This window comes from Nocardia sp. CA-136227 (genome assembly GCF_050955695.1).
Lineage (GTDB): Bacteria > Actinomycetota > Actinomycetes > Mycobacteriales > Mycobacteriaceae > Nocardia.
On record NZ_CP192081.1, the window covers coordinates 3527259 to 3551416 of the forward strand.

At 69.8% G+C, this 24158-nt stretch carries 16 protein-coding genes; 5 read left to right on the forward strand and 11 right to left on the reverse strand.

Annotation, left to right across the window (positions count from 1 at the left end):
• Positions 1–31: 31 nt before the first annotated feature.
• From ACQP06_RS16195 to ACQP06_RS16225, 7 genes are all read right to left on the reverse strand, one after another.
• Positions 32–1396 carry a flavin monoamine oxidase family protein gene (locus tag ACQP06_RS16195; RefSeq protein WP_433672950.1) on the reverse strand — a complete coding sequence of 455 codons (1365 nt, stop codon included), beginning with the start codon at positions 1394–1396 and terminating at the stop codon, positions 32–34.
• 166 nt (positions 1397–1562) lie between these two features.
• Positions 1563–2597, reverse strand: coding sequence for an agmatine deiminase family protein (locus ACQP06_RS16200; protein WP_433672951.1), 1035 nt, complete (start codon positions 2595–2597; stop codon positions 1563–1565).
• Positions 2597–3562 carry a nitrilase-related carbon-nitrogen hydrolase gene (locus tag ACQP06_RS16205; RefSeq protein WP_433672952.1) on the reverse strand — a complete coding sequence of 322 codons (966 nt, stop codon included), beginning with the start codon at positions 3560–3562 and terminating at the stop codon, positions 2597–2599. The genes ACQP06_RS16200 and ACQP06_RS16205 overlap by 1 nt, the downstream gene beginning before the upstream one ends.
• A gap of 33 nt (positions 3563–3595) precedes the next feature.
• The gene (locus ACQP06_RS16210; RefSeq protein WP_433672953.1) at positions 3596–5173 is read right to left on the reverse strand and encodes an APC family permease; all 1578 of its coding nucleotides are present in this window, start codon (positions 5171–5173) and stop codon (positions 3596–3598) included.
• A gap of 148 nt (positions 5174–5321) precedes the next feature.
• On the reverse strand, positions 5322–6779 hold the full coding sequence (locus tag ACQP06_RS16215) for an NAD-dependent succinate-semialdehyde dehydrogenase (protein ID WP_433672954.1): 1458 nt from the start codon (positions 6777–6779) through the stop codon (positions 5322–5324).
• Positions 6780–6794: 15 nt separating this feature from the next.
• Positions 6795–8138, reverse strand: a complete 1344-nt coding sequence (gabT, locus tag ACQP06_RS16220) for a 4-aminobutyrate--2-oxoglutarate transaminase (protein WP_433672955.1) — start codon at positions 8136–8138, stop codon at positions 6795–6797.
• A 50-nt stretch (positions 8139–8188) separates the two neighbouring features.
• Positions 8189–9619, reverse strand: a complete 1431-nt coding sequence (locus ACQP06_RS16225) for an aminobutyraldehyde dehydrogenase (RefSeq protein WP_433672956.1) — start codon at positions 9617–9619, stop codon at positions 8189–8191.
• 143 nt (positions 9620–9762) lie between these two features.
• Between ACQP06_RS16225 and ACQP06_RS16230 the strand changes: the two genes are divergently transcribed.
• Positions 9763–11289, forward strand: coding sequence for a PucR family transcriptional regulator (locus ACQP06_RS16230; RefSeq protein ID WP_433672957.1), 1527 nt, complete (start codon positions 9763–9765; stop codon positions 11287–11289).
• 95 nt (positions 11290–11384) lie between these two features.
• Here the strand turns inward: ACQP06_RS16230 and ACQP06_RS16235 are convergent, their stop codons facing one another.
• From ACQP06_RS16235 to ACQP06_RS16245, 3 genes are all read right to left on the reverse strand, one after another.
• Positions 11385–14477, reverse strand: a complete 3093-nt coding sequence (locus tag ACQP06_RS16235) for an NAD-glutamate dehydrogenase domain-containing protein (protein ID WP_433672958.1) — start codon at positions 14475–14477, stop codon at positions 11385–11387.
• A gap of 175 nt (positions 14478–14652) precedes the next feature.
• Positions 14653–15057, reverse strand: a complete 405-nt coding sequence (locus ACQP06_RS16240; protein WP_433672959.1) for a hypothetical protein — start codon at positions 15055–15057, stop codon at positions 14653–14655.
• Between the two features lie 120 nt (positions 15058–15177).
• Complete coding sequence (locus ACQP06_RS16245) at positions 15178–15570, reverse strand: SRPBCC family protein (RefSeq protein WP_433672960.1); 393 nt, start codon at positions 15568–15570, stop codon at positions 15178–15180.
• A 182-nt stretch (positions 15571–15752) separates the two neighbouring features.
• Between ACQP06_RS16245 and ACQP06_RS16250 the strand changes: the two genes are divergently transcribed.
• Together ACQP06_RS16250 and ACQP06_RS16255 are read left to right on the forward strand one after the other, a co-directional pair.
• The gene (locus ACQP06_RS16250; RefSeq protein WP_433672961.1) at positions 15753–16457 is read left to right on the forward strand and encodes a TetR/AcrR family transcriptional regulator; all 705 of its coding nucleotides are present in this window, start codon (positions 15753–15755) and stop codon (positions 16455–16457) included.
• A 117-nt stretch (positions 16458–16574) separates the two neighbouring features.
• Complete coding sequence (locus ACQP06_RS16255; protein ID WP_433672962.1) at positions 16575–17651, forward strand: oxygenase MpaB family protein; 1077 nt, start codon at positions 16575–16577, stop codon at positions 17649–17651.
• 206 nt (positions 17652–17857) lie between these two features.
• On the opposite strand, the gene ACQP06_RS16260 is transcribed toward ACQP06_RS16255, so the two are convergent.
• Complete coding sequence (locus ACQP06_RS16260; protein ID WP_433672963.1) at positions 17858–18361, reverse strand: transglycosylase SLT domain-containing protein; 504 nt, start codon at positions 18359–18361, stop codon at positions 17858–17860.
• A 177-nt stretch (positions 18362–18538) separates the two neighbouring features.
• On the opposite strand from ACQP06_RS16260, the gene ACQP06_RS16265 reads away from it, so the two are divergent.
• Both ACQP06_RS16265 and ACQP06_RS16270 read left to right on the forward strand, forming a co-directional pair.
• Positions 18539–21754 carry a protein kinase domain-containing protein gene (locus ACQP06_RS16265; protein WP_433672964.1) on the forward strand — a complete coding sequence of 1072 codons (3216 nt, stop codon included), beginning with the start codon at positions 18539–18541 and terminating at the stop codon, positions 21752–21754.
• A 75-nt stretch (positions 21755–21829) separates the two neighbouring features.
• Entirely contained in the window at positions 21830–24139 is a 2310-nt protein-coding gene (locus ACQP06_RS16270; protein ID WP_433672965.1) for a serine/threonine-protein kinase, read from the forward strand.
• Positions 24140–24158: the final 19 nt, after the last annotated feature.

Here is a 24158-nt window from a genome sequence, read left to right on the forward strand (position 1 = left end):
AGCGGTCCGCCCGCTCGCCCATCGCGGTGCGTCAGACCAGGCTGTGCTGCGCCACGATGGCGGCGGCCGCCGCCTTGCCCATCCGGACCGCGCCGTCGACATGCTGGAAGCCGTGGCCGGCCAGGTCCGAGCAGGCGAAGTGCATGGGCCCGATCGGGTCCCGGTGATCGTGGCCGTAGCGGGTCATGCCGCCGAGGTCGAAGCTGACGCCGTAGGCGCCGCGCGTCCATTCCTCGGAGCCCCAATCGGATTCGTAGAAGACGACCGGTTCGGCGGCTTCGGGGCCCAGGTAGCGCACCAGGCAGTCGAGCGCGGCCCGCTTGCGTTCGGCCGGACCCATCGCGAAGTACGCGTCGGCCTGTTCGTGGGCGATGAAGCCGACCATGGCGCCGTTGTCCATGCCGTGGTTGGTGTTGTCGTACACCTCCGAGACCATGTCGGTGTCGCTGAAACCGGTGCCGGACAAGCCCTTCGCGCGCCAGAACGGGGTCTCGTACACCGCGTGCACCTTGACCACGAAGCCGAACGACATGTGCTGGTACATCTGATGGCGGCGGCGCGGCAGCGGGGGATCGAAGCTGATGCCCGCGTACAGGTTCGGCGGCACCGCCAGCACCAGGCGGCTCGCGCGCACCTCGAGATCGCCGTCGGCGAAGGCCGTCACTCCGGCCTCGGACCACTGGATCCGGCGCACCGGCGCACCCAGGTGCAGATCCTCGCCGAGGGTGGCGGCCAGACGCTGCGACACCTGCTGCATGCCGCCGATGACGCGCTTGTCGAGCATGAAGGTGTCGGTGGCCAGCGAGGTGTAGGAGCCCTGCGCGGCGGCCATGTGCAGGGCCTGGAGGGTGGAGAAGGTGTGCGCGGGCTTGGTCAGCATGGCCCCGGCGACGTAGAACGACACTGTCTCGCGGGCGTACTCGTTGTCGGACTGGCGTTCGAGCCAGATGCTGAACGGCACCGAATCCAGTTCCGCCGCTTGCGGATGCGTCCACGGGGCCTCGGCGCCGACCTCGGCCGCCAGTTCGTCGAGCAGCTTGATCAGCCGGTCGATCTCGGCGGCAGTCTCGGGGGCCGCGGGGAAGACGTCGCCGACGAATTGCTGGCGGGTGCCGTCGGCGGCCAGGTAGACCGACTCGCCGTCACGGTAGCGGGAGAAGGTCTCCAGCCCGAGTTCCTGGACGAGCGCCAGCGCGGCGGTGTGGTGCGGCGACAGCCACTGGCCGCCGATCTCGATCATGGCGCCGTCGATGTCGCCGGTCCAGGTGCGCCCGCCGACCCGATCGCGGGCCTCCAGGACCGCCACCGTCAGGCCGGCCTTCCGTAATTCCGCCGCAGCGGTGAGGCCGGAGGGTCCGGCACCCACGATCACGACGTCACGAGTGATGACAGCCACGAGAGCTCCTTAACCGGTAATTCGGGGGACCTCCGGATAGCCCGGAGATTGCTATTTTCAGTATGTGGGCGCGGTCACGATCATGCCCGCGCCGATTCGGCGCACCGGACCGCCCCTCATTCGCCGGAGTGGCGTGACGGTCCGGTGTCCGTGCGGGGTGAGCCCGCTACCGCCCGGCAGGGACCGGCAGCGGTTCGTTCTGGGTGATGCAGTGGATGCCGCCGCCGCGCGCGAAGATCGGCCGCGCGTCGACGGTGACGATGGTCCGGCCGGGATAGACCTCGGCCAGTACGGCCGCGGCCTCGGCGTCGTTCGGGTCGTCGAACCCGCACAGGATGACCGCGCCGTTGCAGACGTAGTGATTGATGTAGCTGTAGTCGACGAACCCCTCCGCGTCGCGCAGCGTGCGCGGCGCGGGCAGCGGGACCACCGTGAAAGGCTTTCCGGCGGAGGTCGTCTCGTTCGCGAACTGCTTCATCAGCTCGAGGCTGAGCGCGTGGTCGGGGTGCTCGCCGTCGCGCTGGTCGTGCACCAGCACCACCCCGGGCGCGGGGAGCGCGGCCACGATGTCGGAGTGCCCGCGGGTGCCGAAGCGCTGCGAATCGCGCCACAGCCCGCGCGGCAGCCAGATCGCGGTGTCGATGCCGATGGTGCGCCGCAGTTCGGCCTCGACCTCGGCCTTGGACAGGCCCGGATTGCGGAACGGGTCCAGCTGCACGGTGTCGGTGAGGATGACCGTGCCCGCGCCGTCGACCTGGATGCCGCCGCCCTCGTTCACCAGCGCCGACTCGACGACCGGGATCCCGGCCGCCGTCGCGACCGCCCGGCCGATCTCGCGGTCGTTGTCCCAGGCGGCCCAATCCTGTTGTCCCCAGCCGTTGAACACCCAGTTCACGGCCGCCACCGAGCCGTCGGCGGCGTGCACGAAGGTCGGTCCGATATCGCGCATCCAGGCGTCGTCGAGCGGCGCCACCACGATGTCTATCGCCGCGGACAGGGTGCGCCGGGCCGCGCCGACGTCGGCCGGATCGACGACCATGGTCACCGGTTCGAACTCGGCCACCGCGTGCGCGACCGCGGTCCAGGCGGTGCGGGCCTCGTCGGTCGCCTCGGGGGTCGCGGTGATCTCCGAACCCTCGGGCGGGAACGCCATCCAGGTGCGGCGGTGCGGCCCGTGTTCGGCGGGCATACGCCAGGTCATCAGGCCCGCCCGAAGGGGTGCTCGGTGTCGACCGGCGCGGTGAGCCGGGCGTAGGTGTCGGGGCGGCGGGTGTCCAGGAACGGGAACAGCGTCAGCCAGTCGCTGCGCTGATCCAGATCCAGATCGGCCACCAGCACGGCGGATTCGTCGCGCGGGGCCTGCACCAGCACCCGGCCGTACGGGTCGGAGATGAAGGAGGAACCGTAGAAGGTGATCTCGCCTTCGTCGCCGTAGCGGTTGGGCACCACCATGAAAGTGCCCGCGGTGATGCCGTTTCCGACGATCACGTGCTGCCACAGCGGCTGGGTGTCGAACGCCGGGAAGGTGGGCTCGGAGCCGATGGCGGTCGGGTAGACGATGATGTCGGCGCCCGCGAGCGAGTACATGCGGGCGACCTCGGGGAACCACTCGTCCCAGCAGGTCGGCATGCCGATTCGCGCCGGGCCGAGATCGGGGTGGCTGTGCGGCCGGTACGCCTCGTCGGTGGCCGGTCCGGCCCGGAAGTAGGTGTCCTCGTAGTAGCCGGCCGACACCGGAATGTGCAGCTTGCGGGTGCGGCCGACCAGTTCGCCGGTGGGGGACACCAGGATCGCGGTGTTGAAGCCGAGCCCGTCGCCCTCGTCGGCGCGCTCGTACAGCGACGCGTGCACGAACACGCCGTGCTCGATGGCCGCCTTGGCCGCGAAGGTGAAGGTCGGGCCCGTGGTCAGGTCCTCGGCGTCGGCGCCCGGATTCTCGCCGCCGCGCACGAAGGCCGGGTACTTGCTCAAGGTGACCTCGGGCAGGAAGACCGCCTTGGCACCCAGCTCGGCGGCGCGTCCGATGCCCTCGTTCAGCTCGGCGATCATGGCCTCGCCGTCGGCCTGCCAGCGGTGCTGGACCAGCGCGACCCGCAGCGGCGGGCGGACCGGATCCTGTACTCGCGCATGCGAAACGGGCGGTTCGAAACAAGTGATGACGTGCATGACTACTCCTGATCGTCGAAAGTGTGCGGCGCGCTAGTGCCCGCTGAAATGGGGCGCCACCGGTTCGGGCATCGGATCGCCCGACACCGCGCGCGGCAAGGTCTTGCCCTGGAAGTACTCCGGCTGACGCCAGCGCTGGATCAGCATGAGCACCGCGCCCAGCGCCAGGATCCCGAAGCCGAGGTAGAACACCAGTCCGATGCCGAGAATCGAAGCGCCGCTGCCGACTTCGGGCTTCAGGCTCTCGCGGACCGAGATGGCGAACACCACCAGCAGCATGGCCCCGCCCAGTAGCGGGAACACGAGCTTGAACACGGTGTCGCGCGCCGAGGCGAACCACCGCTTGCGGAAGTACCAGACCGAGGCGAACGCGGTGATGCCGTAGTACCAGCAGATCATGATGCCGAGGGCGGCGATGGTGTCCAGCAGCACGTGCTCGGACAGCAGCGCGGTGATCGCGTACAGACCGCCCGCCACCACCGCGGCGACCGCGGCGCCGAACCGCGGCACCTGGTACACCGGGTGCACCGACGCGAACCGCTCGGGCAGCGCCTTGAACGTGCCCATGGCGAGCATGGCGCGCGCGGCGGGCAGGAAGGTGGCCTGCAGGCTGGCGATGGTGGAGACCAGGACGGCCAGGAACAGCAGCAGTTCGCCCGCGCTGCCCATCACCGGTTCGGCGAGCGTGCCGAAGACATTGTTGCGGGCCTTCTCCCCGCCCAGGCCGATGCCGGTGTCGCCGACCCCCGCGTACCACATGAGCGCGACCGCCAGCAGCAGATAGGTGCCCAGCACGGTCAGGATCGACAGCAGTCCGGCGCGGCCGGGCGTGCGCTGGGGGTCCTTGCACTCCTCGCCCAGGGTGAGCGCGGTGTCCCAGCCCCAGTACATGAACACCGAGCCGATCAGTCCGATCGCGAAGGCGCCCAGGGTGAGTCCGGTCAGCGGGTTGAACCAGTCGAGGCTGAAGCTCAGCCCCGACGGCGTATCGCCGCTGAGGGCCTTGGCGAGGGCGATGCCCGCGAACAGCAGCAGCACGGTCAGCTGGAATCCGACGAGCACGTACTGCACCCGCTCGCTGGAGCTGATGCCGCGACTGGCCGCCCATCCGGCCGCGGCCAGGAAGACGAGCGTGGTGGCGATATTGACCAGCTTGTTCTCGCCCAGTGCCGCAATGTATTCCGAGTGCGTTATCCGGCCGATGACCAGATAGAGGAACTCCGCCCCCACCGCGGCGATATTGGCGAGCACGATGACCACCGCGATCACCGAACCCCAGCCGGCCATCCAGCCGACGTAGGGTCCCAGCGAGCGCGCTGACCAGGTGAAGGAGGCCCCGCAGTCCGGTGTCTCGGCGCTGAACTCGCGATAGGCGAAGGCCGCCAGGAACATCGGAACGAACCCGGCGATCAGCAGGGCGGGCATCTTCAGACCGACCGCCGCGACGATCAGGCCGACGCTGGCCGTGGTGGTGTAGGCGGGGGCGATGGAGGCGATACTCAGGACCGCGCCGGCCAGGGTGCCGACCTTGTCGGTGGCCAATCCCTTACCGCTGGAAGCGGTGTCGTCCTGAGCGGGCTCTGCCGTCTCGGAAGCGTTCTGTATGAGCATTCAAGCTCCTGGTACGGGGTGTGGCGTGGTCGAAGGCCGGGGCCCTCGACCACACCGCGCCGCGGTGGCGAACCGATCGGCGGCGTCGTTGCCGGAGACCGGGTTGGCACCGGATCCGGCGCAGGGGCCGGGGTGCCGGGGGATGACGTCAGCGGGTCAGCGCGACGTATTTGGTGTCGAGGTACTCGTGGATCCCTTCGGATCCGCCCTCACTGCCCAGACCGGACTGCTTCACCCCGCCGAACGGGGCCGCCGGGTCGGAGATGACGCCGCGGTTCACGCCGACCATGCCGGCCTCGAGCGCGGCGGACACGCGCAGCGCGCGATCCAGGTCCTGCGTGTAGAAGTAGGCGGCCAAGCCGTATTCGGTGTCATTGGCCAGGGCCACGACCTCGTCCTCGGTGTCGAAGCCGTAGACGGCGGCGACCGGGCCGAAGATCTCCTCGCGGTGCATGCGCGCGGTGCGCGGCACCTCGTCGAGCACGGTGGGCTGGAAGAACCAGCCCGGCCCGTCGATGATCTGACCGCCGGTGCGGACCACCGCGCCGGCGGCGACGGCGTCGTCCACCAGCGCCGCAACGGATTTGCGCTGCCGCTCGTTGATCAGCGGGCCGGTGTCGATGCCCGGTGCGTACCCGGGGCCGACGCGCAGCGCGCCGATCTTCTCGGCCAGGCGCGAGGCGAATTCCGCGCGGATCGAGTTGTGCGCGTAGATGCGGTTGGCCGCGGTGCACGCCTCGCCGCCATTGCGCATCTTCGCCGCCATCGCCCCGGCCAGCGCCTGCTCCAGGTCGGCGTCCTCGAACACGATGAACGGGGCATTGCCGCCCAGCTCCATCGAGGTCCGCAGGACATTGTCGGCGGCCTGGCGCAGCAGCAGTTTGCCCACCCGGGTCGAACCGGTGAAGGTCACCTTGCGCAGGCGCGGGTCCGCCAGCAGCGGCGCGGTGATGGCCGCGGCGTCGCTGCCCGGCAGCACCGACAGCACGCCCGCGGGCAGACCGGCCTCGGCGAAGATCCGCGCCAGGGCCAGGGTGGTCAGCGGGGTGTCCTCGGCGGGCTTCACGATGACGGTGCAGCCCGCGGCCAGCGCCGGGGCGATCTTGCGAGCGCCCATGGCCAGCGGGAAGTTCCACGGCGTGATCGCCAGGCAGGGGCCGACCGGCTGCTGGGTGACCAGGATGCGCCCGGTTCCGGCGGGGGATTCGGTGTACCGGCCGCCGACGCGCACGGCCTCCTCGCTGAACCAGCGCAGGAATTCGCCGCCGTAGGCGACCTCGCCGCGCGCTTCGGCGAGGGTCTTGCCCATTTCCAGGGTCATCAGCAGCGCGATGTCCTCGGTGTGTGCGAGCAGGATCTCCCAGGCGCGGCGCAGGATCATCGAGCGTTCCCGCGGAGACGTTGCGGCCCAAGCGGATTGGGCGCGGCTGGCCGAGTCGAGGGCGCGCAGAGCGTCCTCGCCGTTGGCGTCGGCGACCTCGGTGAGGAGCTCACCACCGGCGGGATCGTGGACCGCGAAGGTGCGGCCGTCGGCGGCCGGGACGGACGCTCCGTCGATCCACATCCCGGTGGGGACGAGGGCGCTGATCTTGTCGTATTCCAACATTGGTCTCCCAGCCCTCTATCGGCCCGCGAGCTCGCCGATGGCGGTGCACAGCACCGTCAGCGCCTCGTCGAGCAGCTCGTCGCTGATCACCAGCGGCGGCAGCAGTCGGATGACATTGCCGTAGGTGCCGCAGGTCAGGGTGAGCACACCCTGCTCCAGACAGCGCTTGGCGACGGCGGCGGTGAGCGCGGCATCGGGTTCGGTGGTGCCGGGGCGGACGAACTCGAGCGCCAGCATGGCGCCGCGGCCGCGCACGTCGCCGACGGCCGGAACTTCCTGCGCCAGTGCGTGGAAGCGCGTCAGCGCCGTCTCGCCGATGTGGCGGGCGCGGGCGGGCAGATCGTGATCGCGAATGGCCTCGATGGCGGCCAGCGCCGCGGCGCACGCGACGGGGTTGCCGCCGTAGGTGCCGCCCAGGCCGCCCGCGTGCACGGCGTCGAGCAGCTCGGCGCGGCCGGTGATGGCCGAGAGCGGCATACCGCCCGCGATGCCCTTGGCCATGGTGATGATGTCGGGGACCACGCCCTCGTGATCGCAGGCGAACCACTCGCCGGTGCGCGCGAAACCGGTCTGCACCTCGTCGGCGATGAACACCACGCCGTTCGCGCGCGCCCACTCCACCAGCGTCGGCAGGAAACCGGCCGCGGGCACGATGAATCCGCCCTCGCCCTGGATCGGCTCGATGATGATCGCCGCCACCGAATCCGCGCCGATCTGCTTCTCGATCCGGGTGATCGCCTCACGGGCGGCGGCCACACCGTCCTGCCCGCCGTCGCGGAACGGGTAGGACATCGGCATCCGGTACACCTCGGGGGCGAACGGGCCGAAATGCGACTTGTACGGCATGGATTTCGCGGTGAGCGCCATGGTCAGGTTGGTGCGGCCGTGATAGGCGTGGTCGAAGGCGACCACCGCGGTCCGGCCGGTGGCCAGGCGCGCCACCTTGACCGCGTTCTCCACCGCCTCCGCGCCGGAGTTGAACAGGACGCTGCGCTTCTCGTGATCGCCGGGGGTGAGCGCCGAGAGCTGCTCGCACACCTCGATGTACGCCTCGTACGGGGTGACCATGAAGCAGGAGTGCGTGAACCGCTCGACCTGCTCCCGCACCGCCGCGACCACCTTGGGATGCGAGGCGCCGACATTGGTCACCGCGATTCCGGCGGCCAGGTCGATCAGCGAATTGCCGTCGACGTCGACGATGACGCCGCCGTCGGCATCGGCCGCGTACACCGGCGCGGTGGAACCCACCCCGGCCGCGACGGCGGCCTTGCGGCGGGCGGCCAGCTCCTGCGAGCGCGGGCCCGGTAGAGCGGTGGTCAGCACCCGCTGCTGCGGGAGCCGGTAGGTGATCTCGGTCATCGAAAGTCTTTCTGCGGAAAGGGGTTACGGATCGGGTGGCGGCGGTGCGCTCAGTCGTGCGCGCTCATCACGTGCTTGACGCGGGTGTAGTCCTCCACGCCGTAGGCGGAGAGGTCCTTGCCGTAGCCGGAGCGCTTGAACCCGCCGTGCGGCATCTCCGCCACCAGCGGGATATGGCAGTTGACCCACACCGCGCCGAAGTCCAGCGCCGCCGAAACACGCTGCACCACACCGTGATCGCGGGTCCACACGCTCGAGGCCAGCCCGTAGACGACGTCGTTGGCGAGCTGCACGCCGGCGGCCTCGTCGGCGAAGGTCTGCACGGTGATGACCGGGCCGAAGATCTCCTCCTGCACGATCGGGTCGTCCTGGCGCACACCGGTGATGACGGTCGGGGCGAGGTAGAAGCCGCGCTCGCCGACCCGCTCGCCGCCGGTGACGACGGTGGCGTGCGCGGGCAGCTCCGCGATCTTGCCGACCACCGACTCGAAGTGCCGGATGTTGTTGAGCGGGCCGTAGGCGGCCTCGGGGTCGTCGGGCAGGCCCGGCTTCACCGTCCGCGCCTTCTTCACCAGCGCCTCGACGAAGTCGTCGTGCACCGACTCGTGCACCAGCACCCGGGTGGCGGCGGTGCAGTCCTGACCGGCGTTGAAGAAGGCCGCGTCACCGATGCGGTCGGCGGCCAGCGCCAGATCGGCGTCACCGAAGATCACCACCGGCGCGTTGCCGCCGAGTTCGAGGTGCGCGCGCTTGACCTGCGCGGCGGCGGCCTCGGCCACGGCGATGCCCGCCCGCACCGAACCGGTGATCGCCACCATGTCCAGGCCGGGGTGGCTGACCAGGGTCGCGCCGGTGCTCGCGGTGCCCAGCACCACATTGAGCACGCCGTCGGGCAGGATGCCCTGCGACAGCTCGGCCAGCAGCAGGGTGCTGCCCGGGGTGGTGTCGCTGGGCTTGAGCACCACCGTGTTCCCGGTCGCCAGCGCCGGGCCGATCTTCCAGATGGCCATCATCAGCGGGTAGTTCCACGGGGTCACCTGGCCGATCACACCGATCGGCTCCCGGCGCACATACGAGGTGAACCCGGACATGTACTCGCCGGCGGACTTGCCCTCCAGCATGCGGGCGGCGCCCGCGAAGAAGCGCAGGTGATCGGCGCCGGCGGCGACCTCCTCGGAGGCGACCAGATGTTTGGGCTGGCCGGTCTCGCGGCACTGCGCCTCGACGAGCGCGTCGGAGTTGGCCTCGATGGCCTCGGCCAGCTTCAGCAGCGCAGCCTGGCGCTGACTCGGGGTGGCCGCCTTCCAGGCGGGGAGAGCGCGGGTGGCGGCGGCGACGGCGGCATCGATATCGGCCCGGCCGGAGATCGGGCTGAGGCCGGTCACCGCTTCGTCCACGGGGCTGATCAGTTCGAACGACTCCGACGTGGTGGCGGCCACCAGCCGGCCATCGATGTAGTTGCGGAGCAGCTCATTCGTCATGTGTGTGCCCGATCTCGTTCGAAAGTGCGTTCTGTGGGGTTGCCAGTTAGTGTGCTGCGCAACACACCCCTGCGTCACCTGCCGGATCGGCGTGGGAGAAGAATTCGGTTTCGACAGATCGTCCAGATTGCTATGGGAGCGCTGTGAACGCGGGAATACCTGTCCGATGGGTCCTGTCCCAACCCGAGCTGGGCCTGGTGCTCAAGGGCGGCGCGAGCGGGCTCGGACGGGCCATCACCCTCGTCCTGACCTCGGAGCTGACCGAACCCCAGCAATGGCTGTCCGGGGGTGAGCTGGTGCTGACCACGGGCATGGGTTTGCCGCTCAGTCGCGCCGACCGGTTGCGGTACCTCGAGGACCTCGGCGCGGCCGGCGTCGCGGGCGTCGGATTCGGCATCGGGCTCTCGCACGAGACGGTGCCCGCGGATCTGGTCGAGGCCGCCGACCGGCTCGGGCTGCCGCTGTTCGAGGTGCCGTTGCCGACCCCGTTCGCGGCCATCACCAAGAAGGTCATGCAGCGGCTCGCCGAGCAGGAGTACGAGAAGGTGCTGCGCGCCTCGCGGGCGCAGCCGCGCATGACGCGGGCGGCGGTGCAGGGTGTGCGCGCGGTCATCAAGGAGCTGTCGGTGGCGTTGTCGGCGACGGTGCTCGTGGTCGGCGCCGACAGCGCCGTGACCGAGGCGCATCCGCGCTCACCCGCCGCGGAGACCCTCGACCGCATCGGGGAGTTCATCGCGGCGCACGGCGAGAGCGCGGGCAGCGGCGTCATCCAGGTGTCGTCGGGGCAGTACATCGTGCTGCAGGCCATCAGCGCCGGGCAGACCGTGCACGGGCACCTCGCGGTGGTCACCGCCACCGCGCTCGGTCCGGTCGATCAGGTGCTGCTCGGTCACGCCAGCTCGCTGCTCGCCCTCGACTTCGAGAAGCCCGCCCGGTTGCGAATGGCCCAGAACCACTTGAACTCTCAGGCCATCGCCATGCTGTTGCAACAGCCCGGCGACCCCGACAGCATGTGGCAGCACCTGACAGCGGCCGCCGACCGCACCGGCAGAATCCGCGCCCTCGTGTTGTGGTGCCCCGGGCCCGAGGCCGCGGCGGCCGCCCTCGACGCGATCGACGCGCGGCTGCGCCTGCTCAACCGGCAGCTGTTCGCGCACGTCATGGGCGACCACGCCGCGGTCCTGCTCCGCGGCTCCGACACCGACGAGGTCGCCGAACAACTCCTGGCCGATCTGCCCGCGGACGCGCGGGCCACCGTGCGCGCGGGCCTGAGCTCCCCGCATCCGCTGCGCCGCTTCAGCGCGGCCGTGGACAATGCCGAGCTGGCCGCCTCGGCGGCGGCGCCCGGCGCCCGCCCGCTGGAGCTGGCGGCGCTGGCGGGCCATGCGCTACTGGCCTTTCCTGAGGCCCAGCGGGTGCTGAGCGCGGTGTCGGAAGCCATGCTGCAGCCGCTCATCGACTACGACGACCGGCACGGCACCGATCTCATCGGCTCGCTGCGCGCCTACCTCGAGGCCCACGGCCAGTGGGAGACCGCCGCCACCGCGCTCGGCGTGCACCGCCACACCCTGCGCAGCCGCGTGGCCAGAATCGAATCGATCCTGGGCTGCAAGCTCGATCAGGCGCTGGTCCGCGCCGAACTGCTGCTGGCTGTGGTTTCCCGCCGCTGATCGGCGCAGTGTCCGGCGCGTTCGTGCCGGGCCACACAATGCCGCGAGCGCCGTCGATCCCGATTCGATCGGCGGCGCTCGCGGTGCTGTGGGGACTATTCGTTGCCGAGGGCGGCGGTCGCCAGTTCGGCGTTGACGACGCAGAGCCGGGCGAGATCGACTGTGCCGGAACGGCGCAGGCGCGCGACCAACTCCACCAGCCGCAGCGCCGACGGCGTGGACTTCCAGGCGGCGATGTGGTCGCGGGCCGAATCGGCGGGGGAGGCCGAGGACAGGACCGCCGCCGCCAGGGCGTGCCAACGGGCTTGGAGTTCATCGGCCAGCACCGCGGCGGCCAGCGTCTCCCAGTGGTCGGAGGTGCGGGTGGCGGCGAACGTCGTGGCCAGCCAGTCCAGGCCGATCAGGTCGCCGAGCTCGCGATAGGTCTGGCTGACCAGCGCGACCGGCAGCCCGGTGCGGCGGGCGGTCGCGCTCAGCGGCAGGGCCTGGGCGAGCAGGCGCAGGTTGGCCAGATCCCGCCCGGGATGGCCGCCGGGGCGCGGCAGCACCGTCATCAGTTCGGCGACAACCATTGCGTGGCAGTCGATCTCGGCGGACCAGGTGGCCGCGCTGCGATGGGTGAGCAGCCAGGCGGTGGCCTGTTCCACCGCGTCCTGAATGCCCTTGAGGATGCCCATCCGAATCTGCGGGGAGACGCCCGGCAGCGCCAGCGCGTCCCGCCACCACCGGTCCACGTCCAGGACGGCGTCGACGACGGCGCAGGCCAGCACGATTTGCGGGGTGCCCGCCCCCAGCCGCTCCTCGAGCCGGTGGATCATGCCGGGGCCGACCCGGTTGATCACCTGGTTGGCCGCGGCCACCGCGATGATCTCGCGGGCCACCGGATGCTCGCTCAACAGTCGCTCGCCCAGCAGATCCCGGATGCGGTCGGGGAAGTAGTTCGCCAGCGCGCCGGTCACCACCGGGTCGGTCGGCGCGTCCGAGGCCAGCAGTTCCTCGCGGACCAGGTTCTTGGCGGTGGCCAGCAGCACCGCGATCTCGGGGCGCACCAGGCCCTTGCCCGCGCGGCGGCGCGCCGCGAGATCGGCCGGGGTGGGCAGGAATTCGGCGGCGCGGTCGAGTTCGGTCGCGTGTTCGAGGTTCTCGATCAGGCGGCCGTGCCGGTCGATGAGGAAGGGGGCGTGCGTCTCGGCGAGGCTGATGGCCAGGGCCTGTCGATCGCAGTCGGCGAGCACGGCGCGGGCCACCGCGTCGGCCTCCGCCGCGAGCAGCCGATTGCGTTCGTCGATCGTCGACAGTCCCGCGGCCACCGCGGAATCCAGTGCGATCTTGAGGTTCACCTCGCGGTCGGAGGTGGCCACGCCGGCGGCGTTGTCGATGAAGTCGGCGTTGACCTTGCCGCCGGCGACGGCGAATTCGATGCGAGCCTGCTGGGTGAGGCCCAGATTGCCGCCCTCGCCGATGACCCGGCAGCGCAGCCGATCCGCGGTGACCCGCACCTCGTCGTTGGACGGGTCGGCCACGTCGGCGTCCTGTTCGTCCCGGGCCCGGACATAGGTGCCGATGCCGCCGTTGAACAGCAGGTCCACCTCCGCGCCGAGCATCGCCCGGATCAGCTCGGGCGCGGGCAGTTCGGTGGCGGTGACGCCCAGCCGCGCGCGCACCTCGGGTGCGAGCGGCACCGATTTCGCGGTGCGCGGCCACACGCCGCCGCCCGCGGAGATCAGCGCCGGGTCGTAGTCGGCCCAGCTGCTGCGCTCCAATCCGGCCAGCCGGGTGCGTTCCTGGTGCGAGAGCATCGGATCCGGGTCGGGGTCCAGGAAGATGTGCCGGTGGTCGAAGGCGGCCACCAGGCGGATGCGATCGGTCTCGAGCATGCCGTTGCCGAAGACGTCGCCCGACATGTCGCCGATTCCGGTGACCGTGAAGGGCTCGGTGTCGGGATCGATGCCGAGTTCGGCGAAGTGCTGGCGAATCGAGCGCCACGCGCCGCGCGCGGTGATGCCCAGCGCCTTGTGGTCGTAGCCGGTCGAGCCGCCCGAGGCGAAGGCGTCGCCGAGCCAGAAACCGCGGGCCACCGCAATGGAATTGGCCAGATCCGAGAAGCGGGCGGTGCCCTTGTCGGCGGCCACCACCAGGTACGAATCCGGGTCGTCGTAGACGACGGTGTGCGCGGGGGTGGTGATGACGCCGTCCACGATATTGTCGGTGACGTCGAGCAGGCCGCCGATGAACGCCGCGTACGCGTATTCCGCCGAGGCCGGATCGGTGCGGCCGCCGCGCACGACGAACGCGCCCTTGGCGCCCATCGGCACGATCACCGAGTTCTTCACCGTCTGGGTCTTCATCAGGCCCAGCACCTCGGTGCGGAAGTCGTCGACGCGATCGGACCAGCGCAGGCCGCCGCGCGCGATCACGCCGCCGCGCACGTGACTGCCCTCGACCCGGGTGGAATGCACGAAGATCTCGCGGTACGGCGTGATCGGCGTGGACAGCGACAATCGGGCGGGATCGATCTTGAACGCGGCGACCGCCCGGTCCGGCTGGAACCAGTTGGTGCGCACGACCGCGGTGCAGAAGGTGTACAGCCCGCGCAGCAGCTGATCCTCGGGCAGGGTGGTGGCCGACTCCAGGCGGTGCTTCGCCTCGACGTCGGCGGCAGCCACCGCGGCGGCGCGATCCGGGTGCCCGGGATCGAAGCGCGCGTGGAACAGCGCGACGAATGCGCGCACGAAATCCGGATGGGCGGTGAGGATTTCGGCGATCCGGGGTTCGCTCATGCGCAGCCCGGCCTGCCGCAGATACCGGCAGGCGGCCCGCACCAGGATCGCGTCCTGCCAGGCCAGGCCCGCGGTGGCGATCAGACCGGTGAAACCGTCGATCTCCAGTTCGCCCGCGGTGGCGGCGGTGAACGCCTCCGCGAGCAGCCCGGCCGTCGGCTCGCTCAGCCCGAAGGCCGTGGGCCGGAAGGTGAATCGATGCTCGGTGCACAGCCCCTCGACGCTCACCTCGTGGGTGGTGACGTGCAGGCCCAGGGCCGAGAAGATCTCGATCAGCTCGGTCAGTGACGCCGGGGCGCCGGGCCAGGTCAGCCTCGCGCGGGGCGGCAGTGAATCGGGATCGAAGTGGAGGCGGGGGGCGGCCTCCGTCCGATCCTCGTCCAGCGTGCCGACGGCTCCGAGATGCATCTGCTCAACTCCCTGCGCGTGACCTGTGATGTCGCAGTCAATCTGCCGCAAAGAGAGCCACGACACAGTCGACAAAGCGGAGCGGTCGGTGTGATCCAGCACTCCGGTTCGTCCAATACCGGATCGACGTTCGTGTCCGCTTACGGCGTCTCCAGTGAGCCCAGGGGTGGGTTCACTAGGGGCACTGGTCGTAGCTCTGGCCCCGCGAGATCAGGGTGACGGCGTCGCGGGCGCCGGCGGCGAAGCCGGTGTTCTCGTCGGGTGTCGCGGCGGCGGCGTCGGGGCTGGTCAGCCATTCGTTCAGGAGGTCGTCGGCGGCATTCTGCAACGACCACCGGGGGTCTCCGGAGTGGCTTCTGGCGGCCAAGGCGAGTACCGCGTGCATGCCGACACATGCCGAGCGTCGCGCTGCCGCGGCGGCCGGGGGCATGGACGTCCCCGGTGTGGTCGACACGGCCTGGGTGGTCGTGGACACGATCGTGGCGCTCGGTTGGTCGGATGCGCTACTGCTGGAGCCGCACCCGGTCAGGGCGAGTGCGGCGAGCACGGTCACGCTCGCCGAGAGGGCTTTCACCGACATGATGTGTGGATCTCCCGCCGACTGCGAACGTGATGTGTCCCATCATGATTCGGCCGCGGGTTCAAGGGGCGACTTTGGGGCAGTTACCGGTCGGGAGCCGCCATCCGGATGTTCTCGAAGTCAGGTCGGTGTGGCGGATCGGCGGAGGGCTGGGCGGGCGAACGGGCGGATGAAGGGGGCTGTCCAGGTCAGGGGGAAGGAGGCGAGGATTCCTGGGCGGCCGCTGATGGTCCATTCGATGCGAGTTCCGTTGGCCGAGGGGGTCAATCGGTACTCCTGGGCGTAGGAGTCGACCAGCAGGGAGATCGACGTGTGGACTCCGGCGATGTGCAGGTGCTCGTCGGGGTGATGGTCGATTACCTGCTCGAGCGCTGCGAATACGTAGTTGTGGGCTGTCCTGGATGTACCGGCGCCTCGGTCGGTGGTCGGGTAGGTCGCCACCGCCAGCGCGGGCAGTCCGGCGAAGGCGCCGCGCTCGAGGTTCGCGAAAACCGTTGCGGCCGGGGCATTCACCTCGCAGTCGTCGTCATCGTGAAGGACGGCCGTGCTTGCCGGACCTCCTCGATGCGCGCGGTGGGGTCGGCTGTCGGGGCAGTGCGCTCCGATTCTTACAATGGAGTAGAACTTGCTTTCTACGCTCGCGTAGAAGTTGTGGCAGGAGGGTAGCAGGGCGGTATCCCGGCCGCCAAGGGGTGATGGGAGATGATGCGGGGGTGACGGTGGAGAAGAAGTCGCCCGGGGTGTGGCAGGTCGGAGTCGATCCTGTGGCCGCCCGGCCGCGCCGCCGGAACGCGCCGCGGCTGCCGCCGGACGAGCGGCGCACGCAGTTGCTCGATGCCGCGTTGCGGGTCGTCGAGGGGGATGGGCTGGCGCAGTTGACCATGCAGGCGGTGGCGCGGGAAGCCGGTGTGGCGAAGCCGGTTCTGTACGCGCTGTATCCGACCGCGCCCGAACTCGTGGCCGCGCTGCTGCATCGGGAGCATGCGCGGGGGATGGCGCAGATGCTGCGGGCAATGCCGGAAGACCTGCGCGGCACCGATCCGGACGAAGAGTTCGTCACCGCGGCGCTCGCGTTCCTGCAGGCTGTCGCGGCCGTGCCGGGTCGATGGCGGCTGATTCTGATGCACGCCGACGGCGCGCCCGCCGACTACCGGTCGCTGCTGGCCGTCGCGCGAGAGGACCTGACCGCGCGCTATCTCGAATTGCTGCGTACCGGATTCGCGATCCGAGGCGGTCCCGAGGGCGCCGACCTCGAGCTCATCGGAACCGCGATGGTCGGCTTCATGGAAGTGCTCGGCCGCATGGTGTTGACGGATCCGCAGCGGTTTCCGCCCGAGCGCCTGGAGTCGACCGTTCGTTCCCTGCTGCGCACCCTGCCGCCCGCGCGGGAGCGTGGCTGAGACAGTTCGGCTGAAAGCCTGGTGGGCCGACGGGCCCGGTGCTACCTTGTCTTCAATTCCTACGGCACCGTAGAACTAAAGTTCTACTTCTGCGTAGATTTGAAGAGGAGGCTCGGCATGGCCGGGAAATTTCGCAAGCTCAGTGATCTCATGACGACGCGCGGCCAGGCCGGGAGCGCCCGCACCAAACCGGTGGCGTGGCTGACCGCACCGGTTCAACCGGCCGAGGACTACGGGTTCTTCGGCCCCGGCTCGGTGACATGGAAAGTGTGGGGATACCCCACGTCGATGTCGGTGGGATTCCAGCGGGCGGTGGTGATCGAGGAACTCGATCCCTTCCTCGTCGCGTCGGTCGCGACCACCGGAAAGGTGTACAGCCAGGCCAGGATCCGCTACGACCGCACCCTCGCCTACTTCGCCACCGTGCTGTTCGGTGACACGAAGACGGCCACGACGGCGTCGGCGGTGCTGATGCGGATCCACGCCGAGAACGGCGTCGGGACCGAGCCGGTCTCGGGTCTCTACTACGACGCCAACGATCCCGAGAGCCAGCTGTGGATCCACCTGACGGCGTGGCACTCCATCCTCTACGTCTACGAGACGTTCGGTCCCGGAAGGCTTTCCGAGGACGAGGAGCGGCAGTTCTGGCACGAGTGCGCGGTCGCGGCGGAACTGCAGACCTGCGACCCGGCCCTGGTCCCGCGCACCCGGGAGGGTGTTCGCGCCTACTTCGAGGAGGTGCGCACCCGGCTCGTCGCGAGCGAGGTCACCCAGCGGATGATGAACCACCTGCTCAACGCCGAGGTGATGTACCCGCCCATGCTCGGCAGGATGCGTCCCGTCGGCTGGGTGGCCAATCAGTTCCTGCGCCGCGCGACCATCGCGACCCTGCCCGGCTGGCAACGCGAACTCGCCGGCGTCCGTCAGTCCAAGGCGGCCGACACGGCGGTTCGCCTACTGGCCAAACCGGTCTTCCGGGTGGTGTCCCACAGCGCCCGGATCCAGCTGGCCCTGCTGTCGTGGCTCTCGCCTTCGACCGCGCCGGTTGTCGCCCCCTTCTTCCGCGGCATCCCGCCGGTGCGGCCCGAAACGCTTTCTCCGGCGGACGCTTACGCGCGCTGGGAGGTCCCGACTCCGGCCGAGATGTACGCCAAGGTCCACCCGGACTTCAAACTCACCCCGTACCCGGCCTGACCACCGGAAATGTGTCGCGCCTAGGGTCGGCGAGACGGGCGCGGAATTGACCGGGGGCTTCACCTGGATGTTGAGCGGGGCGAAAGCCTTGTTGGAGTTCGGGATCGAGCTGGGAACCGTCCGGGACGCGCATCCCGGAATGCTCCGGCCGGGCTGGTGATCCGAGGAGTGGATCACCGCCCGAGCGGGTGGAGCGTATCGAGTGGTCAGTACGCCGAGTCGACGTTGTCCATCGAGCCGTAGCGGGCCGCGGCGTAGTTGCAGGCCGCGGCGATGTTGGCGACCGGATCCCAGATGTCCCAGGAGGTGCCGTCGACGTGGTACGCCTCGAAGGTCGGGTCGATCACCTGGAGCAGGCCCTTGGACGGGATGCCCGCCGCGGCGTTGGAGTCCCAGAGGTTGATGGCGCCGGGGTCACCGCCGGATTCGCGCATGACATTGCGGTGGATGCCCTCGTAGCTGCCGGGAATCCCGTGGGCGCCCATGACGCCCAGGGCTTCACGGATCCAGCCGTCGAGGTCGTTCGAGGCGGCGGTCGGCGCGATCTTCGTGGCCGAGAGGTTCACGGCTGCGGGCAGGGTCCGCGCCGGGGCGTCCGGGACGAGTGCCGAGGCCTGGGCGGTTGCCACGATCGAGAGCGAGGCGGCGGCCAAGGCGCAAGCGGCGAGACGGCGGGCGGTCCGGGAGGGGGAGCGGTGTCCGGTAGCCATGGTGGTTCTCCTGATGATTTTCGATGCCGTGCGGTCGCTCGGCGGTGAAACCAGCTTCGGTCGGGGAATACCTGCGCACGACGGTCGTTCTGCCGGGCATATACCTATTTCCGCCGCGCACGTGTAGGGGGAGATAAGCTGATTGGTGCCCGCTTGCTGGCGATTTGCGAGTTACCGATGGTCCAAGCCGATCCATTCGAAGCGCAGCGTGATGCCGGTTCCGACGTCGTCACGGAGCTGAGCGCTGCCGGATTCCAAGGCGCGCACGAGATCGGGCGCGGCGGACTCGGAATCGTCTACCGCTGCACCCAGGTCGCCGCGGAACGGGATGTGGCGGTGAAAGTTCTCACAGGTGACCTGGACGAGGATCGGGAACGGTTCTTCCGCGAGCAACGCGCGCTGGGACGTCTCACCGGGCATCCGAACATCGTCAGCATGCTCGAGGTCGGCGAGACCGACGGCGGCCGTCCCTACCTGGTCATGCCGTATTTTTCCCGGGGCTCGCTGGGTGAACGGCTCCAAGCCGACGGCCCGCTGTCGCTGTCCGACACCCTGCACATCGGGGTGCGGATCGCGGGGGCGCTCGAATCCGCGCATCGCGCCGGGGTCGTCCACCGCGATATCCGGCCCGCGAACATCCTGCTCACCGATTACGACGAGCCCGTGCTGACCGACTTCGGCATCGCGGACGTCGCCAGCTCGGAAGCCGTTACCGCGCCCGAGGTGCTCGACGGGCAGGCCCCCAGCCGCGGCTCGGACGTCTACGGGCTGGGAGCCACCCTGCTCTGCGCGCTCACCCGCCGTGTCACCGTCGAGCAACCCGACCATGAGGACGGGACTCGGCCCGTGCGGATCGCCACCCCCGCGAATCCAGAACTCAGCGAGATCGAGATCCCCTGGGATGTCCGCGCGGTGATCGAAGCGGCCATGTCCCGCGACCCGCACGACCGTCCGACCGCGGCCTCCCTGGGCGACCAGTTGCGCCGGATCCAGATCGAACGCGGCTTCCCGGTCGACGAGATGGCGGTGCGCGACGAACCGGGCACCGAATCCGAATCGCTCACAGGATCGGAAATGATCGCATCGCACCGAGTTCCGCGGCTGCACAGTGACGGCTTGCACGACGGGACCGGCAATCTGCCGCTCGAACTGACCAGCTTCGTCGATCGCCGGACCCAGCTGTCCGAGGTCGTCAACCTGCTGGCCGGGTCCCGCCTGGTGACCCTGACCGGGATCGGCGGGGTCGGAAAGTCCAGGCTCGCACTGCGAGTCGCGCACAAGACCCGGCAGCGGTTCCCGAACGGCGCGTGGCTCGTCGAACTGGGGGAGCTGCACGACGACGCCTTGCTGCCCGATGTGGTGGCCGCCGCCCTCGGAATCCGAAGCCAGGGCGTCATATCCGTGCTCGACACCCTGGTGGAGGCGCTGGCCCCGCACGATCTGCTGCTGGTCCTCGACGATTGCGAGCACGTGATCGACGCGGCCGCCAAGCTGTCGGAGGCACTGCTGCGGGTCTGCCCGAATGTGCGAATCCTGGCTACCAGCCGCGAGGCCCTCGGCATCGGCGGCGAAGCCGTGTATCCGCTTCCGCCGCTGACCGTTCCCGAGTCGAGCAAGGAACGCGCGTCGGCGCAGTCGCACGCCGTGGCGCTGTTCGTCGAACGCGCCGCCGCGGCCCTGCCGGGCTTCGAGATGACCGACGCGAATCAGCCCGCGATCGCGCAGATCTGCGCCCGCCTCGACGGCTTGCCGCTGGCGATCGAGCTGGCCGCCGCGCGCCTGCGCACCATGTCGGTCGAGCAGATTCGCACTCGACTCAGCGACCGGTACGCCCTGCTGTCCCGTGGCGGCCGGGGCACCCCGAAACGGCAGCAGACCCTGCGGTACTCCATCAACTGGAGCTACGACTTGTGCACCCCCGACGAGAAGACGTTGTGGGCCTGCCTGTCGGTGTTCAACGGCGGCTTCGAACTCGACGCGGTCGAGCAGGTGTGTGCCGGTCACCTGCCCGAATACCAGGTCCTCGACACCCTGTCCGCGCTGGTCGACAAGTCCATCCTGGTCCGGCAGGAAACCGACGGGTCGGTGCGCTTCCGGATGCTCGAGACCGTGCAGGAATTCGGCCGGGAGCAGGCCGAGGAGTCCGGCCTGTACCCGGACCTGCATCGGCGCCACCGGGACTGGTGTGAGGGGCTGGTCCGGGAGGCGAACGCCGAGATCATCGGCCCGCGTCAGCTCGACTGGGTCGCCCGCCTCGAACGGGAACTGCCGAATCTTCGAAAAGCCTTGGAGTACAACCTGTCCGAGTCCGGGGAGGGCGGCCTCGGGATGGTCACCGGCATGTACCTGTTCTGGGGACTGCGCGGGCGGCTCCACGAGGGCTGCCGCTGGTACGAGCGGGTGCTCGGCCACCCCGGCGGCCGTACCGCCGATCGCGCCCGGGCATTGTTCGCCGCGGGCACTCTCGTGGGTCTGACCGGTGACCTGGCGACGGCGAACAAGCGCTTCGACGAGCTCCGCGTCCTCGCCCAGCAGACCCCGGACCCGCTGGTCGCGGCCCTGCTCGACCACGTCGACGCCAATGCGGCGCTGGCCCGCGGCAATGTCGGCGAGTCCGACGCGGCCGCCCTGCTGACCGACGCGATCAGCAAATACGAGGCGTGCGGCGAACTCGGCATGCAGTTCGATGCGCAACTGTCCCTGGGCTGGGCCTATGCCCTCGGGGGCGACACCACCCGGGCCGTCGCGTGCCACGACAAGACGCTCGCCATGACGGAGACCGCCGGCGAATCGATCTACCGGTCCTGGGCCTTGTTCGCGGCGGGCTTCGCCGTCTGGCGAGCCGGTGACGTCGACCGCGCCAAGCGCCTCCTGGAGGAGGGCGTCCGGCTGTCCGCCCTGATCACCGAGCCGCTGGTGGCCGCGGGCTGCCTGGAGACCCTGGCCTGGATCGCCGCCGACCGGAACGAACCGCGCCGCGCGGCCGTCCTCATGGGCGCGGCCGACAAACTGGGCCGCCTCGCCGGCACCGCGACCCTCATGGTCCGTGACCTGCTCACCTACCGCTCCGACTGCATGCGCGGCAGCCGCGAGGCGCTCGGCCCGCGCGCCTTCGACCGGGCCCGCCACGAAGGGGAGGCCCTGAGCCTCGACTCCGCCGTACGCCTCGCGCTCGACGAACCGTCCCCGGCCGGCGAGACCGCCCCGCAGGTGCTGACCAAACGGGAACGCCAGGTCGCCGAGCTCGTCGCGGAGGGCCTGACGAACCGGGCGATCGCCTCCCGCCTGGTGATCTCCCAGCGCACCGCGCAGGGCCATGTCGAGCACATCCTGGTCAAACTGGGGTTCACCTCCCGCGCGCAGATCGCCGCCTGGGTGGCGGAACAGTCCTGATCTCGTGGATGTCCGGAATTCCGGATACCGTGGTCTGGGTAAGACGCCTCGGAGTTTCACCCCGGAGTGACCGCCATGACCGAGCCGAACGCGAACGCAACCGCGGTATTCGATCCGTTGGCCGATCGTGCCGCGAATACTTTGCTGCGGCTCGTCGACGCGGTCGAGGAGTTCACGGCCGCATGGGAATCCGGTAGCCTGCCCCCCGATCTCGCGAAATTCGCGCTGACCGGTGACACCGCGCGCCGGGCCTCGCTGATCGCACTGATCAAGGTGGATCTGAAATACCGATGGCTGCGCTACGAGCACCCGAAGCGGCTCGCCGAATACCGCGCCCGGTTTCCGGAACTGGCGTCCGGCCCGATGCCGCGGCAATTGCTCTACGAGGAGTTCCATATTCTGCGCCGCGCCGGCGTCCGGATCGACGTCGCCGAATACGCGCGGGACTATCCCGAATACGCGGAGCAGATCGACGCCATCCTGCGGCCGAACGACCCCTACGAGAGCACCCTCGTGGATCGGACCGGCCCGCCGGTCGCGAGTGAGGAACTCGAACCCGGCGACCGCATCGACGACTTCGACCTGCTGCTGGAACTGGGCCGCGGCGTGTTCGCGAGAGTCTTTCTGGCACGGCAACTCTCGATGCAGCGGCTGGTCGCGGTGAAGGTCTCCACCGACCACGGCACCGAACCGCAGACGCTGGCCCAGCTGGACCACGACTACATCGTGCGCGTCTATGACCAGCGGGTACTGCCGGACCGCGCGCTGAAACTCATGTACATGCAGTACCTGCCCGGCGGAACACTGTCCGCGGTCCTGAACCGCGTGCGCGAGACCCCGCCGGATCAACGCGGCGGGCAGCTGCTGCTCGACGCCGCCGACTCGGCGCTGGAACAGAAGGGTGAGCTGCGAACCTCGGGCGCCCGGGTGCGCGACGAGATCGCCGCGCTGTCCTGGCCGGAGACGATCGCCTGGCTCGGTCGCCGGCTCGCGGAGGCCCTGGACTACGCCGAGGAGCACGGCGTCCTGCACCGCGACATCAAACCGGCGAACGTGCTGCTCACCGCTGACGGCGTCCCGAAACTGGCCGACTTCAATATCAGCGCCAGCGACCACGTCGCCGGCAGCAGTCCCGTCGCCTACTTCGGTGGATCCCTGGCCTACATGTCGCCCGAGCACCTGGCCGCCAGCCACCCGGCACTGCCCGGCACGGTCGAGGACCTGGACACGCGCAGCGACATCTATTCGCTCGGTGTCGTACTGTGGGAGCTGCTCACCGGGCGGCGGCCGTTTCCCAAGCTCGAGGCGAAGGATTCGCAGGCCGCGGTCGAACAACTGCTCGACGTGCGCCGCCGCCCGATCGCCCAGGAATTCCTCGACGACCTCCCCGCCGACACTCCGCCCTCACTGCGCCGCGTGCTGCTGACCTGCCTGGCGCCGAAGAAGGAGGACCGCTGGGCCAATGGCGCGGAGCTGGCTCAGCAATTCGAGCTGTGCCTCGACCCGCGGGCTCGGGAGCTGGTGGACGCGCCGCAGCGCCGGTGGCTGCCGACCGCACCCCTGTGGGCGATCCCGATCCTCGCGCTGGCGATCGCGATTCCGAACCTGATCGCGGTCGGATACAACTACTACTACAGCAGGACGCTGATCGTCGGTAAGCTCACGCCGCAGGCCCGGCACACCTTCGAATATGTTGCGCTGGTGCTGTATCCGCTCGCGATCGTGGTCGCGGCGGTGCTGATCCTGTTCGCCGCGCGCCGCCTCGTGCTGGTCCTCGTCGGCCTGCGCATCGGCTGGGACTTCACCGATGAGACGCTCACCCGCGCCCGCATCGACGCGCTCCGGCTCGGCCCCCGGGTGGTGTGGATCGCCTTCGTGTTCTGGGTGCTCGGCGGGATCGTGTTCCCGGTCCTGCTGAACCTGATCGCCGGTGGCGTGCCGTACGCCACCTACGTGCATTTCCTGCTGTCGGTCGTGGTGTGCGGCGCGATGGCCGTGTCGTACCCGTACTTCGGGCTGACCTGGTACGTGGTGCGGTGCCTGTACCCGGTGTTCCTGGAACACGGCCGCTCCGACGCCGCCGATATCGACCACCTGCACCGGCTCGCCGGGCGCACCGGCTTCTATCTGACCGTGGCGGCCGCCGTGCCGCTGGTCGGCGTCACCGGGGTCACGTTCCTGCCCGGGGTGGATATCGAGTCCATCATCTGGGCGGTGCGGATCCTGTGCGTCGGCGGCATCATCGGTTTCGTGCTCGCGTATCTGCTGTACGGCGTCATCGAGAAGGACCTCGAGGCGCTCGAACGGGTGGCGACGACATCCAGCGTCGTCCTGACGTCCCCGCACATACCGAAACCCTTGCGTTCCAGCTCTGATCGGCGGTGATCGAACGACTCCGGGTCCC

What these genes read in the sequence shown, in the direction of transcription:
- ACQP06_RS16235 (WP_433672958.1), bottom strand. Translation starts at nt 14,477, where the DNA reads ATGCATCTCGGAGCCGTCGGCACGCTGGACGAGGATCGGACGGAGGCC.
- ACQP06_RS16270 (WP_433672965.1), top strand. Translation starts at nt 21,830, where the DNA reads ATGACCGAGCCGAACGCGAACGCAACCGCGGTATTCGATCCGTTGGCC.
- ACQP06_RS16255 (WP_433672962.1), top strand. Translation starts at nt 16,575, where the DNA reads ATGGCCGGGAAATTTCGCAAGCTCAGTGATCTCATGACGACGCGCGGC.
- ACQP06_RS16215 (WP_433672954.1), bottom strand. Translation starts at nt 6,779, where the DNA reads ATGTTGGAATACGACAAGATCAGCGCCCTCGTCCCCACCGGGATGTGG.
- ACQP06_RS16200 (WP_433672951.1), bottom strand. Translation starts at nt 2,597, where the DNA reads ATGACCTGGCGTATGCCCGCCGAACACGGGCCGCACCGCCGCACCTGG.
- ACQP06_RS16210 (WP_433672953.1), bottom strand. Translation starts at nt 5,173, where the DNA reads ATGCTCATACAGAACGCTTCCGAGACGGCAGAGCCCGCTCAGGACGAC.
- gabT (WP_433672955.1), bottom strand. Translation starts at nt 8,138, where the DNA reads ATGACCGAGATCACCTACCGGCTCCCGCAGCAGCGGGTGCTGACCACC.
- ACQP06_RS16260 (WP_433672963.1), bottom strand. Translation starts at nt 18,361, where the DNA reads ATGGCTACCGGACACCGCTCCCCCTCCCGGACCGCCCGCCGTCTCGCC.
- ACQP06_RS16250 (WP_433672961.1), top strand. Translation starts at nt 15,753, where the DNA reads ATGGGAGATGATGCGGGGGTGACGGTGGAGAAGAAGTCGCCCGGGGTG.
- ACQP06_RS16205 (WP_433672952.1), bottom strand. Translation starts at nt 3,562, where the DNA reads ATGCACGTCATCACTTGTTTCGAACCGCCCGTTTCGCATGCGCGAGTA.
- ACQP06_RS16265 (WP_433672964.1), top strand. Translation starts at nt 18,539, where the DNA reads ATGGTCCAAGCCGATCCATTCGAAGCGCAGCGTGATGCCGGTTCCGAC.
- ACQP06_RS16240 (WP_433672959.1), bottom strand. Translation starts at nt 15,057, where the DNA reads ATGTCGGTGAAAGCCCTCTCGGCGAGCGTGACCGTGCTCGCCGCACTC.
- ACQP06_RS16225 (WP_433672956.1), bottom strand. Translation starts at nt 9,619, where the DNA reads ATGACGAATGAGCTGCTCCGCAACTACATCGATGGCCGGCTGGTGGCC.